Source organism: Bacillus sp. ILBB4, from assembly GCF_035064545.1.
In the GTDB taxonomy this organism is placed as follows: Bacteria; Bacillota; Bacilli; order Bacillales; family Bacillaceae_H; genus Priestia.
Genome location: NZ_JAIQVD010000002.1, coordinates 307,225 through 324,307, shown reverse-complemented (window position 1 = coordinate 324,307; position 17,083 = coordinate 307,225). Strand labels below are relative to the sequence as shown.

Sequence of the window (17,083 nt, the reverse complement as noted above, 5' to 3'; positions counted from 1 at the left end):
ATAAAAAGACAGACTTGCGAGGTGTTGACCGTGAATAAACGCTTTGTTGTGGTAGATCTTGAAACGACGGGACATTCTCCAAAACAAGGAGATAAAATGATTCAATTTGCTGCTGTCATAGTAGAAGACGGCAAAATTGTTGAACGTTTTTCTAGTTTTTTAAATCCTGGTATGGATATTCCGCCTTTTATTACACAACTAACTAACATTCAAAATGATATGGTGAAAGATGCGCCTTTATTTGAAGAAATTTCACCTAAAATTATAGAATTGCTAGATGATGCTTATTTTGTTGCACATAATGTGGCATTTGATTTAACTTTTTTACAAGAAGAACTCTATCAGTGCGGAGAGGAGACGCTTTATAATTCAACCGTAGACACCGTCGAACTGGCCCGGATTCTGCTGCCTACAGTTGATGGGTACAAACTTAGCCAATTAGCTGAGTATTTACATCTTGAACATGAAAACCCTCATCAAGCAGATAGTGATGCAGAAGTAACGGCACGTATTTTACTGTTACTAATTGAGAAATTAAAGAAGCTACCTCTAACAACCTTAAAGCAGCTGTATGCGCTAAGCTTGCACTTTAAAAGTGAAATTGGAGAACTGATTCAACAAGTTATAGATGATAAAAGTTATGCCGAGGATGATTCTTATGAATTTATACATGGCATTGCGCTAAACAAATATCAGCCGCATTCAGCTAATGAAAAGCAGCACTCTCATACTTACGAAATATTTGAAACTGAAAAGCAAAAGCTGTTCCATCAGGCTCTGCCATTGTTTGAAGAACGAAAAGGGCAGTGGGAGATGATGAACTTTGTACAAGAGTGCTTTGCAGGTAATGAGCATGCTTTAATTGAAGCCGGGACCGGTATTGGTAAAACCTACGCTTATTTAGTTCCTGCCGTGTTTTATACTTCTGTTCATCATCACCCAGTCATTATCTCGACTAACACGGTAACGCTTCAGCAGCAAATCATCGAAAAAGATGTGCCCATTCTAGAAAAGATTGTTCCGTTTCCTGTTACGGCAGCTGTTTTAAAAGGAAGAGAACACTACATTAGTATAAGAAAATTTATTCAGCTCTTAAAAGAGCGCAATAATAATTACGATGCGATCCTCACAAAAGCGAAGCTGCTTATTTGGCTGACGGAAACGGAAACGGGCGATAGCGATGAAATAAACCTGCCTTCTGGCGGGAAACTTTTTTGGGAACAGCTAAACGAAAGCAATCCGTCTCCAAGTGACTTTAAGCATCCTTGGAAACTTTATTCTTTTTATGAACGGGCGCAGAACAGAGCGCAAAATGCCCATATAGTAGTGACAAATCATCGCTTGCTGTTGATGGATGTGATGAGTAATCATGAGCTGCTGCCTGAGTATGAACAGATTATTATTGACGAGGCTCATCACTTAGAAGACATTGCTGGAGAAGAGCTGGGAGAGCGCTTAGATTATTTTGCGGTTCATGCGTTATTAAACCGAATCGGAACCATTCAAGACAAAGGGCTGTTAAAAAAAGTTCATCATACGTTTGTGAAATATAGTATCGAGCTTAACACTGAACTTCTTCAAAACCTGTTTGTGCAGCTTCATTCTGAGTGCGATGACTTATTTCGTTTGATTCATTCTTTTGTCCAAAAAAGAATTGGCAATCAGCAGGGCGAGATTGGAAGAAGCAGCTATCGATATAAAGTGGAAAAAGAGCATGGGCATTACTGGACGGCTATTCAAGAAGCAGCGTCGCGCATTCGTTTTTTAATTCACGATCTTTTTACATGGAATGATGGGGCAAGACATTCCTTTGAGGAACTATATGACAAAGTCACAAAAAATGAACAGTCGTCTCTTCATGAATTTCAAACGGCTGTTAAAGGATTTGAACACATATCTCAGCAAATAGAAAAGCTTTTGTTCAAACAGCAGAGTCATCACGTAACGTGGTTTGAGATTGAACCAAAAGGAGCAGCGAATGCTACGTATATCTATAGTCAGCCTACCTCCATTGCCGATACGCTGGCTGATGAATTTTTCGCTAAGAAACAAAGCGTTATTTTAACATCGGCTACATTGACGGTGAATGGAACATTTGATTATTTAATTCAAGAGCTAGGGTTATATGACTTTCAGCCTGCTCAACTCATTCTCCCTTCCGAGTTTGATTATGAGAAGCAAGCTAGAGTCTATATTCCTCAAGATATGCCTGCTGTTAACGAAGTATCATTATATGAGTATAGCGCTATGATGGCAGAAAGTATTCTTGACGTAGCTAAAGTAACAAATGGTCGTATGCTGGTGCTTTTTACTTCATATGACATGTTGAAAGCTACGTATGGTTATTTAAAAGAGTTAAACGATCTTGAAAAGTTTGTACTGCTCGGTCAAGGAGTCACAACTAGAAATCGTAATAGACTGCTAAAGGACTTCAGCCAGTTTGAGCATTCCATTCTATTAGGTACAAACAGTCTGTGGGAAGGAATTGATCTGCCAGGAGATTTATTATCATGTCTCGTAATTGTCAGACTTCCTTTTTCATCTCCAAATCAACCTCTGCTGACAGCTAAATTTGAGCAGATGAAAAAAGAAGGAAAAAGTCCTTTTATGAATTATTCACTTCCCCAGGCCGTTATCCGTTTTAAACAAGGATTTGGGCGGTTGATTCGTTCCAAAAGTGACCGAGGAGCTATATTTATTTTTGATAATCGTATTACGCGAACAGCATATGGGTACCATTTCCTTCACTCACTTCCAAAAGTCCAGGTTGTTCAAAAAACGTTTTCGAATATATTACTGGACTACAAAGAATGGTGGAATGAAAAGACTTGAGCATACGCTTAAGTCTTTTTTTTATGCATACTGTTTCTTCACTTGAGAGACGATAGTAATATACTATGATAAGCAAATGAGGACAGTGTATGATTAAAATATTAATAAGTGCTGTACTGTTTTTTAGTTTTATGAACTGTTCGGTTTCAGCAGCCGTCATTAAAAACGTAGATTTTGGTTTACAAGCTGATGAAGTAGTGATCACCTTTTTACCTCTTTCAGCTGGAGAAGCGAGTCTGATTCAAGACGGAAGCGGTGAGACTATTTTAATAAATACCGGGAATACATCTTCCTATCCCGAGCTAAAGAAGTGGTTGAAGCGATATAAAGTAAAAAAAATCAACCAATTAGTGATTACGAAACAGCAAAAGTACTATGATTCAAATGTTCAGCGAGCTGTGAATGATTATCATATAGAGCGTATTATTGTCCCGGCTCAGTACCAGGCGGAATTTCAAACAGAGAAGTGGAAAGAAAGTGATTTATTTCAGTTAACAAATAATATACACGTTGATGTCTTGCATGCATCGAAGCAAAAAACAGCGGCTATGGATCTATTATTTACGATCGGAGAACATCGGATTCTATATGCAATGAGCAGCTCAGATGAAGTAGAAGAAAAGTTTTTACGCATTCCTCTTACCCATGTAGATGTATTGAAAATTCCTAATTTTGGAGAGGGAACGTTTTTTTCGAATGCATTTTTGAAGCAATTAGATACACAGCTTGCGGTTGCGTTTACGAAACCAGGCCGTTCCTATTCCCCTCGACTGCTTTCAAATTTAACAGCTGAATGGATTGAATTATATGACGTAAGAGAGGGGAGCGCTTACTCTATTAAAATGTCGCTAAAATCCTATGATGTGATGAAATTTTCTGCAAAATAAATAAATTTCCTTTTGCAAAAAGAGGTAAATTCCTTATAATATTATATATGTTTACTTATTTATTCGGTTTTTACGCAAAACGTACAGATTGGATTAATGAGTGAAAAAGATGACGATGGTTTTTGATACCTGTTATAATACGGATATCGTCATTTTTGCGTCGTGATAGACGAGCTAGGAGGTTTACAATGGAAAGTAGGATTGAAGTATTATCAACTGTCCGCGTGGAAAATTCCTCGGATTTATATAAAATTGTTGATAGTTTGAATCGCACGTTGAAAAAGCAAGATTTGATGTTCGGATTAGCGTTAGATGAAGAAGATCAAAGCAAAGCTGTATTTACAATTTATCGTACATAAGTAGGGATTTTATGAAAAAGTTAATTATTGTAGCGGTAGCTGCTGTGCTTTTAATTATCGGGGGCATTTCTTTTAGCATTTATCACTCGTCCGTGAAGGATGTGCAGTCTGCTGAGGAAAAAGCAGCATCCCAAGCAAAAAAAGAATTTAATTTGAAATCTGTCACAAGCACCCAGCCATATTTCGGCAATCATGCATTTTATGTAGTAGAAGGTACAAACCGAAGCAATCAAAAGGTAATTGCTTGGATGCCTAAAAGCAAAAAACAAACAGCTGTTTTAAAGAAAGCAAGCAGCGGGATCACAAAAGAGAAAGCCATTTCCATTGTGAAAAATGATAAAAATCCGCAGGAAATTAAGTCGGTGCGCCTAGGCATTGAAAATAAAAAGCCGCTGTGGGAAGTAACATATGGGGATAAAGATAAGAAACATTTAACATACTATTATCTTGATTTCTCTAGCGGTGAATTTATAAAACGATACAGCTTATCTCAATCATAAATCGTTTATACCATATGAAATACCATATGTGTCATAATATAAGATTTCAGCGCTTTATGAAAATGAAGCCAATTTTTATCTATAATCAGCCCGCGGGCTGATTATAGCTTTAGTTCATAGGGGGAGATTTTAGTGAAGTTAGCAAAACGTGTATCAGCATTAACGCCATCATCAACATTAGCGATTACAGCAAAAGCGAAAGAATTGAAAGCGGCTGGTCATGATGTGATTGGACTTGGAGCAGGGGAACCTGATTTTAATACGCCGCAGCACATTTTAGAAGCGGCTGTTACAGCAATGAATGATGGTCAGACAAAATATACGCCAGCAGGCGGCCTTGCACCATTAAAAGAAGCGGTAATTGAAAAATTCAAACGCGACCAAGGCCTGACGTATTCAACTTCTGAAATTATTGTTTGTACAGGTGCTAAGCACGCACTGTATACGTTATTTCAAGTTCTGTTAGACGAAGGTGACGAAGTGATTATCCCAACTCCTTACTGGGTAAGTTATCCTGAGCAAGTAAAGTTAGCAGAAGGTACACCAGTATTCGTTGAAGGTTCTGAAAATAACGAATTTAAAATCACACCTGAACAATTAGAAGCGGCTATTACTGCTAAAACCAAAGCTGTTATTATCAATTCACCAAGCAACCCAACAGGTATGATTTACACAAGAGAAGAGCTACAAGCTTTAGGAGAAGTTTGCTTGAAGCACGATATTTTTATCGTATCAGATGAAATTTATGAAAAGCTTGTGTATGGTCAAAATGAACATGTATCGATTGCACAGCTTTCACCGGCGTTAAAAGAAAAAACAATTATCATTAACGGTGTTTCTAAGTCACATTCCATGACGGGCTGGCGCATTGGATATGCAGCTGGTGATGCTACAGTTATTAAAGCGATGACAAACCTAGCGAGTCACAGCACGTCAAATCCAACATCTATTGCTCAATATGCAACAATTGCTGCTTATAACGGCACTCAGGAGCCGGTGGAAATGATGCGACAAGCTTTTGAAGAGCGTCTAAACGTAATTCATGAAAAGCTGATTAACATTCCAGGGTTCTCATGCTTAAAACCACAGGGTGCTTTCTACTTATTCCCTAATGCAATTGAAGCTGCAAAGTTAACTGGTTTTGATACAGTTGATGCATGGGTAGAAGCTATTTTAGAAGAAGAGAAGGTAGCGCTAGTGCCTGGTTCAGGATTCGGTTCACCTGAAAATGTACGTCTTTCTTATGCTACATCACTAGATCTGCTAGAAAAAGCAGTGGAACGCATCCATTCATTTATGACTCGTCATATGAAATAAAAAAGATTATATTTAAAAACAAAGGAGCCTTTTAGCACAAATCACACGTGTTAGAAGGCTCTTTTTGTTTGTTACTTGTTATTATGTTTGTCGAAATGTATAATAGGATGGCATACATAATTACGAAATGTAAGTTTTTTGGAGGGATATTAATCGTGAAAATTACGATTTCAGAAGCAAGCAAGCATGTAGGAAAAGAAGTAACAATTGGTGCTTGGTTAGCGAATAAACGTTCAAGTGGTAAAATTGCCTTTTTACAGCTGCGCGATGGATCAGGATTCATGCAAGGGGTAGTTGTAAAAGCTGAAGTAGAAGAAGAAACTTTTAAATTAGCTAAATCTATGACGCAAGAATCATCACTATATGTAACAGGTGTGGTGCGTGAAGATGAGCGCTCACCGTTTGGCTATGAGTTAACAGTTACAAGCCTTGAAGTTATTCATGAAGCTGTTGATTATCCAATTACGCCAAAAGAACATGGAACAGAGTTCTTAATGGATAACCGTCATTTATGGCTCCGTTCTAAACGTCAACATGCTGTTATGAAGGTTCGTAACGAAATTATTCGTGCAACGTACGAATTCTTTAACGAAAACGGGTTTACAAAAGTAGATCCTCCAATCCTAACAGGAAGTGCTCCTGAAGGAACAACAGAATTATTCCACACGAAATATTTTGAGGAAGATGCATATCTTTCTCAAAGTGGACAGCTTTATATGGAAGCAGCGGCAATGGCGCTTGGAAAAGTATTTTCATTCGGTCCAACGTTCCGCGCTGAAAAATCTAAAACACGCCGTCATTTAATTGAGTTTTGGATGATTGAACCAGAGATGGCTTTCTACCAATTCGAAGATAACTTGAAAGTACAGGAAGAGTATGTGTCTCATGTCGTACAGTCTGTTTTAACAAACTGTAAGTTAGAGTTAAATGTACTAGGCCGTGATACATCTAAGTTAGAACAAATTAAAGCGCCATTCCCTCGTATTTCGTACGATGAGGCTCTTAAATTTCTACATGAAAAAGGATTTACAGACATTCAGTGGGGAGATGACTTTGGAGCACCGCATGAAACGGCTATCGCAGAAAGCTATGACAAGCCGGTGTTCATTACACACTATCCAACGTCATTAAAACCATTTTATATGCAGCCAGATCCAACAAATGAAGACGTAGTATTATGCGCAGACTTAATCGCACCAGAAGGCTACGGAGAAATCATTGGAGGCTCTGAACGTATTCATGATCAAGAGCTTTTAGCTCAGCGTGTAGAAGAGCACAAATTAGATACTGAAACGTATAAGTGGTATTTAGAGCTTCGTAAGTATGGCTCAGTTCCACATTCAGGATTTGGTTTAGGCCTTGAGCGTACGGTAGCATGGATTAGCGGCGTAGAACACGTTCGTGAAACGATTCCATTCCCACGCTTATTAAACCGTCTATACCCGTAAGGAAGTGAAAAAAGTATTCTGACTCTTGTAGTCAGGATACTTTTTTAGCTTTTTTTATGAATCATAAAAAGAAAAGAAAAACGAGGCTTTTACTTATATCATAAGGAAACAAAGGCAAACATAGAAAAGAGTCTAACTTAAAAGGGAGTTGCAATTCTCGAAAAAATAAGTTAGTGTAATATTCTTGGAAGGAAGTCATCGTTCGTATATATTTTATATGTGCAGAGCAATGGTACGGTTTCAGCGGAAAGTTTTACATAGAAGCTTTTTTAGCTTCGAATAATTATTACTTTGACTATAAACTTCATGATATACTAACTACTGAGGTGTTCGGATATGAAAAAAGAAACGTTAATTGAATGGTTTGAACAAGGCACAGTTTCAATTCCGAAGCTGCTGTTTAATCACTATAGCAATTTGGGAATGAACGAAACGGAATTCATGACGTTAATGCATATTTATGTTTCCATTGAAGGCGGTGAAGGTTTCCCGACACCTAACGAATTGGCGGCAAAAATGAGTATTTCAAGTGCTGTCTGTATGGATACGCTGCGAGCATTAATTCAGCGCGGCTTTTTATCTATTGAGCAAGATCAACAGCAAAACGCCCTTATTTGTGAACGTTATTCATTAAAACCGCTTTGGGAAAAGCTTATTCATCATATGATGCAAGAAACAAGAGAAGTAGAAAAAAGCGAAGAAGAACAAGAAGAGCTTAATTTATATACAATGTTTGAAAAAGAGTTCGGCAGAGCATTGTCTCCGTTTGAATGCGAAACGCTAGCGATGTGGATTGATCAAGATCATCATGATCCCATTATTATTAAAGCGGCACTAAGAGAGTCGGTGATGTCTGGAAAATTAAACTTCCGGTATATTGATCGTATTTTATTTGAATGGAAGAAAAATGGTATTCAAACCATTGATCAAGCCCGCAAGCATAGCCAAAAATTTCGTCAAAATCAACAGCCCAAAAAACTATCTTCTGTTAACCCTTCTCAGTCTACATCAGCCATTCCTTTTTTTAACTGGCTAGAGCAATGACAGGATAAAAAGCTGCTTCAAGATCCAAGTAATTGAATCTTGAAGCAGCTTTTTTAAAAGAATATGGACAAAAGTAGCATTTGACAGGAACCCTATTGTAAAATAGGAGGGAACTACCTGTAAGAAGAAGGAGAACTAGTATGTTAACGTTAAAACAAATCAGACAGTGCCTAGATGCTATGGCGGAAATGTTTCCTGACGCCCACTGTGAGTTAAATCATCGGAATCCCTTTGATTTAGTCATTGCTGTGGCGCTATCTGCTCAGTGCACAGATGCTCTAGTCAACCGCGTAACAGCGGATTTATTCAAAAAATATCAAACGCCTGAAGACTATTTAGCCGTTTCGTTAGAAGAGCTGCAGCAAGATATTAGATCAATCGGCTTATATAGAAACAAAGCTAAAAATATTCAAAAGCTCTGCCGTATGCTCATTGATGAGTACGGAGGAGAAGTTCCAACAGATCGTGATGAGCTGACCAATCTTCCAGGAGTAGGGCGTAAGACGGCTAATGTTGTTGTATCCGTAGCTTTTGGAGTACCGTCAATAGCAGTAGATACGCATGTAGAACGTGTAAGTAAACGCCTCGGGATTTGCAGGTGGAAAGATTCCGTTTTGGAAGTAGAAAAAACGCTAATGAGAAAAGTTCCGAAAGATGAATGGTCAGTTACGCATCATCGACTTATCTTTTTTGGACGCTATCACTGTAAAGCACAGTCTCCTCAATGTCATGTCTGCCCGCTTCTTGATCTTTGCCGAGAAGGAAAGAAACGAATGAAAGGAAAAGAGAAGAAGACAGATGTTACCGATTGAAGTGCCGTCACATTTCATATGCGAACCATTCTATTCAAAAGAAGATCGGGTTCTTGAAGTGAGTAGAAAAAATGGAAAAAATTATTTTGCTTATGATATTTTATACGATGTACATAAAGAAACGAAAACACCTTGGAGGGATGTTCAAAAGAACATACGGCCATTTTTTGAAAAGTGGGAAACTCAAAGGGAAGAACTGTATACGCTTTTTTCTGTGCGAAAAGCAAAAGAAGCAGCCCCTTGTATGAAACAAGCTGCTGCTATGTATATTAGTTTACTGTTTTGGATTAACGGAAAGCCCGTTCGGCGTTTAAATCGGCTGCAAGAAGATATAGCGGACCTAACCTATAAGCCTATTAACTGTGCTGAGAGACTTATGTTTTTGCTGCAGCGAGTTTCTTCTTATCAAGCGTATATTCAGCTGACAGAATTATTTAATGAGCTGCGTAAGCAGTATGCAAAAATGCTTATTCTTCACAAGAAATAAAGCCCCTACACGTGTAGGGGCTTTTTAATGCTACGTTAATTTTCAGTTGTTGGCTCTTGCTGCGGTGTAGCAGGTGTTGCCGGCGTTGATGGTGTAGCAGGGGTTTGTGGTGTTTGACTTCCTGAGTCACTTCCACCGTTGTCTGCTGGAGGAGTTGTTGTGCCTCCGTTATTACTGTTGTTGCCGCTATTACCATCGTTAGCATTGCCGCTATCATTATTGTTATTATCGGTATTGCCGCTATTGTTACCGCCGTTATTGCTGCCGTTATTGCTGCCATTATTGCTGCCATTATTGCTGCCATTATTGCTGTTTTGGTTATCATCCGGCTGAGTAGATGAATCGTCACCTTGATCAGAGCCGTTGTTTTGATCAGTGTTGCTATTGTCTTCATTTTGATTATCGTCCGTTGTTCCGTCATCTTCAGGCTTAGTAGAATCATCTTCGGTAGCTTGATCTGATGAATCAGGGACTTTTACAGAAGAACTAGCGCTTTCACCCGTATTTGTTGTTACGGTGAAACTATACGTTGCGCCTGGTGCTGGATTGGAAATTGTTTTTCCACCGGCTCCTGCGCCAGATGCGAGTTGTTCAGAACCGTTAGGAGATGACATTGTGACTGTAAAGGTCGTATCACTGGCTGCGTTTGCCGCTGACCAGTTAACTGAAATTGCTCCTCCGCTATACGAAGCAGTAATTTTTGGCTTCACATCTTTATTGTCTTTTTTCTCTTTTTTGTCCTCTTTTTTATCTTCTTTCTTTTCTTCTTTTTCTTTCTTCACAAACGTTTGCGATACTTTTGTCGGTGCAGTACCGCGTACAAAGTATTCTTTAGTAATTAAGCTCGAAGGAGTAGAGCCGCTTGGGCGTTTTAAGTCTTTGCCTGTTGGTTTTTCCACGGAACGTTCAACTACGCTGTCCGGCTGCTTGAAACTTCCTTTAGGTTTGCCTTCAGAAATATGAGTAATAACATGCTTAAAGATATTTTTTGCCATGCCTGTTTCATTAGCACTTAAAATATACCCGTCTTTAGCAGTTTCATAGCCTGTCCATACGGAAATCGTATAGTTTGGCGTAAACCCATTAAACCAAACGTCTTTTTCACCAGCGTCTGGAATGTTGTATCGTTGTTTTTCTGCAGCACTAAAGTTCGAAGTTCCCGTTTTACCTGCAATTTCTAATCCTGGTGTACGAACAGCACGAGCTGTACCATATGATTCGTTTACAACAGATTTCATCATGTCAGTCATCATAAATGCCGTGTAATCTTGCATTGCGCGTTTCGATTTTGGCGTTAAATCAATTTCTGTTCCATCTGGGAATTTTACCTTTGTTACTGTATGAGGTGCATTGTACATACCTTCATTTGCAAAAGCGCTATAGGCTCCAGCCATTTGTAGCGGTGTAACACCTGTACGGAAGCCTCCGATAGAATAAGATTCAGAATAAGCTTCGCCGTCTTCTTCGTCTAATTTTAGCCCAAGGCCCGTAGCAAACTCTTTTGCTTTGTCTGCCCCGGTTGCTTGAAACGCTTTTAAAGCAGGGATGTTCAGTGAGCGTCCTAAAGCTTCACGCGCTGAAACCCACCCTTTATAATTGCGTCCAAAATTTCGGATTGGCGTGCCGTTTGAATAATGATATTCTTCATCTTTTATCGGTTGTCCAGTGGACCACTTTAAGTTCTCAATCGCTGGGCCGTAATCTAAGATCGGCTTAATGGTTGAGCCGGGCTGACGTCTCATATTTGTTGCAAAGTTTAAGCCGCCTGACACACGATTACGTCCGCCTCCAATTGCTTGAATACCGCCTGTTTCATTATCTACAACGACAAGACCTGCTTGGAATTTATCGTTCGGGAAGTTGACTACTTTGTTATTCATCACATCATCCACATAGTCCTGAGCATTAGTGTCAAGCGTTGTATAAATTTCTAAGCCCGCAGAAAATGGATCTGCGTCTGTTTTCTTTTTTACTTCTTCGATTACTTGATCAATAAATACATCGTACTTAGATGTTGATTCAGTTTGTTTAGCTAAGTGAGCCTGTACATCTACTTGTTTTGCTTTGTCGGCCTCGGCTTGTGTAATGAAGCCGTTTTTAGCCATTAAGTTTAATACTGTGTTACGGCGTTTAGTAGCATTCTCTGGGTTTGTAACTGGGTTATAAGTAGTTGGCGCTTTTGGTAAGCCTGCCAACATAGCAGCTTCATCAAGAGTTAAATCTTTTACGCTTTTAACTCCGTAAAATTTCTCAGCTGCTCGTTCAATACCGTATACTTCACCTGATGCGAAATATATTTTGTTTAAATACATTTCAAGAATTTGTTGCTTGGAATATTTACGCTCAAGCTGGTAAGCTAACCACATTTCTTGTACTTTACGTTTAACCGTCTTCTTTGGTGATAAGAACGAATTCTTTACCACTTGCTGAGTAATCGTACTACCGCCCTCAGCACCGAAGCCGTTTTTAAAGTTCGCCATTAATGCTCCGCCAATACGGTAAAAGTCGACGCCGTGATGTTTATAAAAACGAACGTCTTCCGTAGCGATAAATGCGTTTTTGACGACTTGAGGGATTTCATCGTATTGCACATATGTACGTTTTTGAGCTCCAATTTCTTTTACAACTGTCTTTCCATCGTTTGCATATACTTTAGATGAAAAAGAGTTTTTTAATACCGAGTCATCAACTTTTGGAGCATCACTTATCATAGCAAAAAAAGTTCCCACTCCGGCAATGAGCCCGATGATTCCTATCAGTAAAACTGCGGCAACAATTTTACGAAATAGGCCTCCTTTTTTCTTCTTTTTCGGTTTTCCTTGAGATTTACCTTCTGGTTTGTTGTCATTCATAGCTCTTCGTCGTTCTTCACGAGAGCGATAATTATCTGACATAAAAACTCCTACCTTTCAACGCATTGTAAGAGAATGATTTCCGTAAACATATATATCATACTCTTAAAAGTATAATTTATCTATAGTTTTTATGTAATCGATTCTCGGATGGTAACCAAGTTCCATGAAATGTCCTTTTTTTTCAATATCTGCCTTAGGGATTGATTTTCGTCCATCTTTTTTCATGGCATCCCAATAAGGAAAAAGGAACTGTGCTTCGAACAAGTATATTTCTTGTAAAGTAGAGAACATTAATATAACGAAACAAATCCCGTTTTGTTTTACAATTTGCTTCATATGTTCAATTTGATGTTCATGAAAATTACGCAGCGGAAATGAGGTTTTATTTCTCGTTTCTTTTGCTTCAAAGTCAAGGTGTTTTCCTTTATAGACTCCATTGTAGTCTGTAGTAGAAGCCTGTTTAAAATAAGCTTCTTTGATAACAGCGGCACTTCTCTTCGGATAGTCTACTTTTACAATTTGAACAGGGGTTGGTTTTTTGTGAACAATGGCTATTCCTTTTGAAACATAGTATTCGTTTGTTTCGTTTAAATCGTCCTCCAGCGTCATACCACGATTGCTATAGCTAGCTTCTAGCTTTTTAGGGGAAGGACTGCTGGTATTCAATGGCTTATAGGCCTTTCCGTTAGGATAGCGAATCATAACCATCACTCCTTTAGTGTAAATCTATTAAACAAACAAATTCTATTATACCAAATCCTACAAATAAAAATAGATGAAAGAAGATGAAGAGATGTCACTCAATAGTTCGGAACAAGCGCTGTTGACGGCGATTAAAAAAACCACAGACAAGCTGAATATTGATAATATATCAAGAACCCAGGCTTATGCAACTTTTTATCATAGATATCCTGAAGTAAAGTGGGCATTTCTCGCAAGTATGGTATCACGAAACGCAGGATGGAATATGTGTGATTTGCAAGGGAAAAACATGAAAAAAGCGTTATCAAAGCAAACGCGCGATTTATTATTTTTGACGTATGAAAGAGCAAATTGGCTTATTTTTAAAGATGCCTTCCCTCAATTACTATTGTATGCTGTTTCGCGTAAAAAACATGTCTCTTACGTTCATTTACTTCCCTATTTAAATGTTTCATCTTTTATCGAAGAGAAGTGGAGACAATTTATGCAGAGACCTTGTGAACTGCAGCTTATTCATGCGTTAATTGTGAATGAGCAGCATGTTATTCAACATCCCGTTATTGAACAGCCTTTTTATCAAGATAGAGTGTTTAAAAGTACCTTGTTTTTTTTTCAAGATATATTCCACTTTAGTTCCGTCCTTTTTCCTACTACAAAAGGGGAGCTATACGGTTGTTCTGTTCATGATTTTACAAAAGTAAATAATCGGATTGATTTGGGGAAGAAATTAGCGGCTTTATTATTTCATGAAAAGTATTATCCCTTGTTTTATGAATTTTCTTTGAAAACAAAGCATACGGGTTCGAGATACGATTATGAGCAGTATTTTGTGAATGAAACCATTTGCCGTACACCTGCTCTTCGAAAGGTGTATCCGGCTATTAGACATCATGAAAAGAAGAGAGAAGAGTGGTTTTTAACGAAAAAAGAGGAGCAAAAGCTCATGAAAAAGCCGTCTTTTCCAAAGAAAGTTCATTTTACAAAGTGGTATCTTCAAAAGCAAAAGCAGCTATATATATTAATGAAAGTAGCGCAAGTATTTAATGTAAATAAAAACGGTCACAAGTGACCGTTTTGTTCTTAAGTAGAAGGCTGGTTAGGACCGTTTAACTTTTTAGGATCACCGTAGGTTTTTGTTTCAGGCTTATTTTTAGGCTGTGATTTTTGCTGTTTGTTGGCCATATCTAGGCACCTCCTATCATGTTGTAATAAACGTTCAGCAGCGGAATGTATCTGCTTAGCTGAAATGTCTATACTAGTGTTTTCAATATGTTCACTTTCGATTCACCATAAATGAAAATGTCGAAAACATCTTTCTTTGACGAATAGAAACTAGTTTTGTCATGTATGAAGGGACAATGAAGAAAAGAGAGAATACGTTATGCAAAGGAAAATTTGGAGGGATGGCGATGAAACAAAGTATGGTTAAAACAAGCGAAATGATGACTTTATTAGATAGCTTACTAGAGCAAGTAGATTTAGTGGATAAAACGATGTCTACATCTATAAATGAAGCATTTACACATTGTGAAGAAACATATATGGAACAAGTTCATCGCATTGACCAATCACTGCAAGAAATTGAAGTAGCTGTGTATGAAAGCATGCCTTCCGAAACAGAATGGAATAGAAGCCGAAGAGAAATGGTTCTTCATACAGTATAAAGACTGTTTATGTTACAATAGTCATCGTAGAGGTGACGAATAACGATGAATGAAGATGTGAAAAAAAGTACGGAGATCATGTTTCAATATAATGAAGCAGCTGTAGAACGATTAGCGTCTATTCAACAGGAAGAAAATTATGAAGTGAAATTTTTTGAAGAAGTAAAGCCTTATGGAGATATTTTCTTCAAAGAACTTGATGAATGGGCTAGTCTCGTAACGGAATGGCTGAAGAAAGAGCGACCAAAATATATTCATGTGAATCAAGTAGAGACGTTAAAAGAAAATTTACAAAACGTTGTACTACAGTCCTTTTATCCTGAGACGCGAGAAAAGCGATTTAAAAAGATGTATCACTCAAATAAGTATGTGCTCGAGTCGATATTGAATAATTAATCCCGGCCTTCCGTTGAGACTTATAAGGTGGGGATTTTCTATGTATGCCTAAAGAGCAAACTCTTTAGGCATTTTATCATTATCAATAAAAAGTTAATCAAAATCTTTTTGAGATTGGATAGAAACAGCTGGGTGATCTTGTGAAGCGACTGTATCGATATGATAATCAACTTTTTCAGTATGTTTAGAAGCAACGGCGTTATTTGTTTTAGTTACTGCACTTTGTCCTTGCTTTTTATGATCAAAATGTTTTCCACGACTCATAAGATAGACCTCCTTTATTGAATACTACGTTAAAGCTTTTATAGTATAAACAAGTCAAAAAAGAAGTATGTGTCCACTTTATAGGAAACAAAGAAACCACCGATTTCTCGATGGTAGTAAAAAAATTAATCATCTTGTGCACTAAAATCGGGCTTAGTAGCTCCAATTTGTTCGAGTTCACGTACAGCGGCTTTGTAATTCATAGGAGTTAAAAAACCTTTTAAATACTGCTGCTGAGCAAAATCGAGTAATTCATTACTTGACTGCGGCTCATACTGTTTCACCGCAATAAAAGCTTCTTGAAGTTCGTTCACATACATGTAAATTCCCTCCTAATCCCCATTTGTGCCACTACGTATCGTAGTATCACTTGTTCTTATCGTACCATATATTTAAATAATCTCGTTTTTTTGAAAAATTTAAACTTTCGACAGAAACCTACATATTTTTGAATGTGTTTTCCAAAAGTACAAGTAGACGAACGTCACCTCTTATTTCTGCATACATACTATATATTATGTAATATTAAAAAGGAGGTATTGATTTTGCATGTATACAAGTAAGCATTATCCGTATTATGAGCAACATCAACCAGAACGTTTTGATTTAAGTCAGGTACATCCATTTCCGCAGTATCATCAGCAGCCATGGACGGAAGCTTATATGCCGCAACATCCGTACGCTCAGCAACAAATGCCTTTTGGTCCTCAGCAAATTCCCTATATGAACGGAATGTACCAGCAGCCCCTGTACAATAATGCAGGTGCGCCTTTTAATCCATACCCTAAAGCTCAGCAACAAAAGCCTCAGCCTTCTCAATTTCAGTCATTAATGTCTCAGTTTAAATCGAGTGATGGCAATTATGATATGAACAAGATGATGAATACTGCGGGGCAGATGATGGGAGCCATGAACCAATTAACATCCCTAGTAAAAGGGTTTTCCGGGATTTTCAAAGTATAAGGACTAGAAGGTGTTTTCTAGTCCCTGCTTATTATTTTTTCTTTTGATTTTTCAAATAGGTTTCTCCAAGAAGTGTAAATACTTCATTGTAAGTTAATCCAGACTGAGCATTTAAACGTTTGACTTCTTCGATATCTGTTGTTGATGAAGTTGAAATTTGATGCTTGTTTTTTTTCATAAAACCTCTCCTTCTCTATGTAAAATGAATAACATCCCATCTTAGTATATTTCCAAATGTGCCCCTTCTATAAGTGGAAAAAAACGCCGAAGACACTCATGGTTCTTCGGCTTTTTTTGCAATAAAGATGAGTATTTAGAGAAATTAAGAACGGCGAGTAGAGCGGCGAGAGCGACGAGTAGAACGACGAGAACGGCGAGAGCGTCGAGTAGAACGGCGAGTAGAACGGCGAGTACCGCGGGTAGAACGGCGAGTAGAACGGCGAGTAGAACGGCGAGTACCGCGGGTAGAACGACGAGTAGAACGGCGAGTACCGCGGGTAGAACGACGAGTAGAACGGCGAGTAGAACGGCGAGTACCGCGGGTAGAACGGCG

20 protein-coding genes are annotated in these 17,083 nt (G+C 38.3%); 13 read left to right on the top strand and 7 right to left on the bottom strand.

Annotation, left to right across the window (positions count from 1 at the left end):
- The first annotated feature begins 30 nt into the window (after positions 1-30).
- The 9 genes from dinG to LAV82_RS07860 all read left to right on the top strand — a co-directional run bounded on the left by dinG (position 31) and on the right by LAV82_RS07860 (position 9,686).
- On the top strand, positions 31-2,832 hold the full coding sequence (dinG, locus tag LAV82_RS07900) for an ATP-dependent DNA helicase DinG (RefSeq protein ID WP_499715852.1): 2,802 nt from the start codon (positions 31-33) through the stop codon (positions 2,830-2,832).
- Between the two features lie 89 nt (positions 2,833-2,921).
- Entirely contained in the window at positions 2,922-3,719 is a 798-nt protein-coding gene (locus LAV82_RS07895; protein WP_160203398.1) for a ComEC/Rec2 family competence protein, read from the top strand.
- A 188-nt stretch (positions 3,720-3,907) separates the two neighbouring features.
- Positions 3,908-4,078: a YpmA family protein gene (locus LAV82_RS07890; protein ID WP_013056102.1), complete on the top strand. Its 171-nt coding sequence runs from the start codon at positions 3,908-3,910 to the stop codon at positions 4,076-4,078.
- 11 nt (positions 4,079-4,089) lie between these two features.
- Positions 4,090-4,578, top strand: coding sequence for a cell wall elongation regulator TseB-like domain-containing protein (locus LAV82_RS07885; protein ID WP_211078148.1), 489 nt, complete (start codon positions 4,090-4,092; stop codon positions 4,576-4,578).
- 132 nt (positions 4,579-4,710) lie between these two features.
- A complete protein-coding gene (locus LAV82_RS07880; RefSeq protein ID WP_499715851.1) occupies positions 4,711-5,895 on the top strand; it encodes a pyridoxal phosphate-dependent aminotransferase in 1,185 nt (394 codons plus the stop codon).
- 155 nt (positions 5,896-6,050) lie between these two features.
- Positions 6,051-7,343 carry an asparagine--tRNA ligase gene (asnS, locus tag LAV82_RS07875; RefSeq protein ID WP_013056105.1) on the top strand — a complete coding sequence of 431 codons (1,293 nt, stop codon included), beginning with the start codon at positions 6,051-6,053 and terminating at the stop codon, positions 7,341-7,343.
- A 336-nt stretch (positions 7,344-7,679) separates the two neighbouring features.
- Complete coding sequence (locus tag LAV82_RS07870; RefSeq protein WP_063670997.1) at positions 7,680-8,387, top strand: DnaD domain-containing protein; 708 nt, start codon at positions 7,680-7,682, stop codon at positions 8,385-8,387.
- 140 nt (positions 8,388-8,527) lie between these two features.
- Entirely contained in the window at positions 8,528-9,199 is a 672-nt protein-coding gene (nth, locus tag LAV82_RS07865; protein ID WP_013056107.1) for an endonuclease III, read from the top strand.
- Positions 9,186-9,686: a YpoC family protein gene (locus LAV82_RS07860; RefSeq protein WP_499715849.1), complete on the top strand. Its 501-nt coding sequence runs from the start codon at positions 9,186-9,188 to the stop codon at positions 9,684-9,686. Before nth ends, LAV82_RS07860 begins: the two co-directional genes overlap by 14 nt.
- A gap of 35 nt (positions 9,687-9,721) precedes the next feature.
- On the opposite strand, the gene LAV82_RS07855 is transcribed toward LAV82_RS07860, so the two are convergent.
- Together LAV82_RS07855 and recU are read right to left on the bottom strand one after the other, a co-directional pair.
- Positions 9,722-12,580: a transglycosylase domain-containing protein gene (locus LAV82_RS07855; RefSeq protein ID WP_497936248.1), complete on the bottom strand. Its 2,859-nt coding sequence runs from the start codon at positions 12,578-12,580 to the stop codon at positions 9,722-9,724.
- A 63-nt stretch (positions 12,581-12,643) separates the two neighbouring features.
- Positions 12,644-13,243: a Holliday junction resolvase RecU gene (gene recU / locus LAV82_RS07850; protein ID WP_013056110.1), complete on the bottom strand. Its 600-nt coding sequence runs from the start codon at positions 13,241-13,243 to the stop codon at positions 12,644-12,646.
- Between the two features lie 73 nt (positions 13,244-13,316).
- Here recU and LAV82_RS07845 point away from each other — a divergent pair, with 73 nt between their 5' ends.
- Positions 13,317-14,312 carry a DUF2515 family protein gene (locus tag LAV82_RS07845; protein WP_211078142.1) on the top strand — a complete coding sequence of 332 codons (996 nt, stop codon included), beginning with the start codon at positions 13,317-13,319 and terminating at the stop codon, positions 14,310-14,312.
- A gap of 11 nt (positions 14,313-14,323) precedes the next feature.
- Here LAV82_RS07845 and LAV82_RS07840 read toward each other — a convergent pair whose 3' ends face one another.
- On the bottom strand, positions 14,324-14,425 hold the full coding sequence (locus tag LAV82_RS07840) for a hypothetical protein (protein WP_016763465.1): 102 nt from the start codon (positions 14,423-14,425) through the stop codon (positions 14,324-14,326).
- A gap of 227 nt (positions 14,426-14,652) precedes the next feature.
- Between LAV82_RS07840 and LAV82_RS07835 the strand changes: the two genes are divergently transcribed.
- Positions 14,653-14,907, top strand: a complete 255-nt coding sequence (locus LAV82_RS07835) for a hypothetical protein (RefSeq protein WP_013056112.1) — start codon at positions 14,653-14,655, stop codon at positions 14,905-14,907.
- 45 nt (positions 14,908-14,952) lie between these two features.
- A complete protein-coding gene (locus LAV82_RS07830; protein WP_211078141.1) occupies positions 14,953-15,303 on the top strand; it encodes a YppE family protein in 351 nt (116 codons plus the stop codon).
- A gap of 93 nt (positions 15,304-15,396) precedes the next feature.
- Here the strand turns inward: LAV82_RS07830 and LAV82_RS07825 are convergent, their stop codons facing one another.
- A complete protein-coding gene (locus tag LAV82_RS07825) occupies positions 15,397-15,567 on the bottom strand; it encodes a hypothetical protein (protein WP_013056114.1) in 171 nt (56 codons plus the stop codon).
- Positions 15,568-15,692: 125 nt separating this feature from the next.
- Positions 15,693-15,887 carry a YppF family protein gene (locus tag LAV82_RS07820; RefSeq protein ID WP_013056115.1) on the bottom strand — a complete coding sequence of 65 codons (195 nt, stop codon included), beginning with the start codon at positions 15,885-15,887 and terminating at the stop codon, positions 15,693-15,695.
- A gap of 229 nt (positions 15,888-16,116) precedes the next feature.
- On the opposite strand from LAV82_RS07820, the gene LAV82_RS07815 reads away from it, so the two are divergent.
- Positions 16,117-16,530, top strand: coding sequence for a YppG family protein (locus tag LAV82_RS07815; RefSeq protein ID WP_053487029.1), 414 nt, complete (start codon positions 16,117-16,119; stop codon positions 16,528-16,530).
- Positions 16,531-16,561: 31 nt separating this feature from the next.
- On the opposite strand, the gene LAV82_RS07810 is transcribed toward LAV82_RS07815, so the two are convergent.
- Positions 16,562-16,708 carry a hypothetical protein gene (locus LAV82_RS07810; protein WP_013056117.1) on the bottom strand — a complete coding sequence of 49 codons (147 nt, stop codon included), beginning with the start codon at positions 16,706-16,708 and terminating at the stop codon, positions 16,562-16,564.
- 144 nt (positions 16,709-16,852) lie between these two features.
- Positions 16,853-17,083: hypothetical protein (locus LAV82_RS07805; RefSeq protein WP_499715848.1), on the bottom strand; the 231-nt coding region annotated here is incomplete at its 5' end.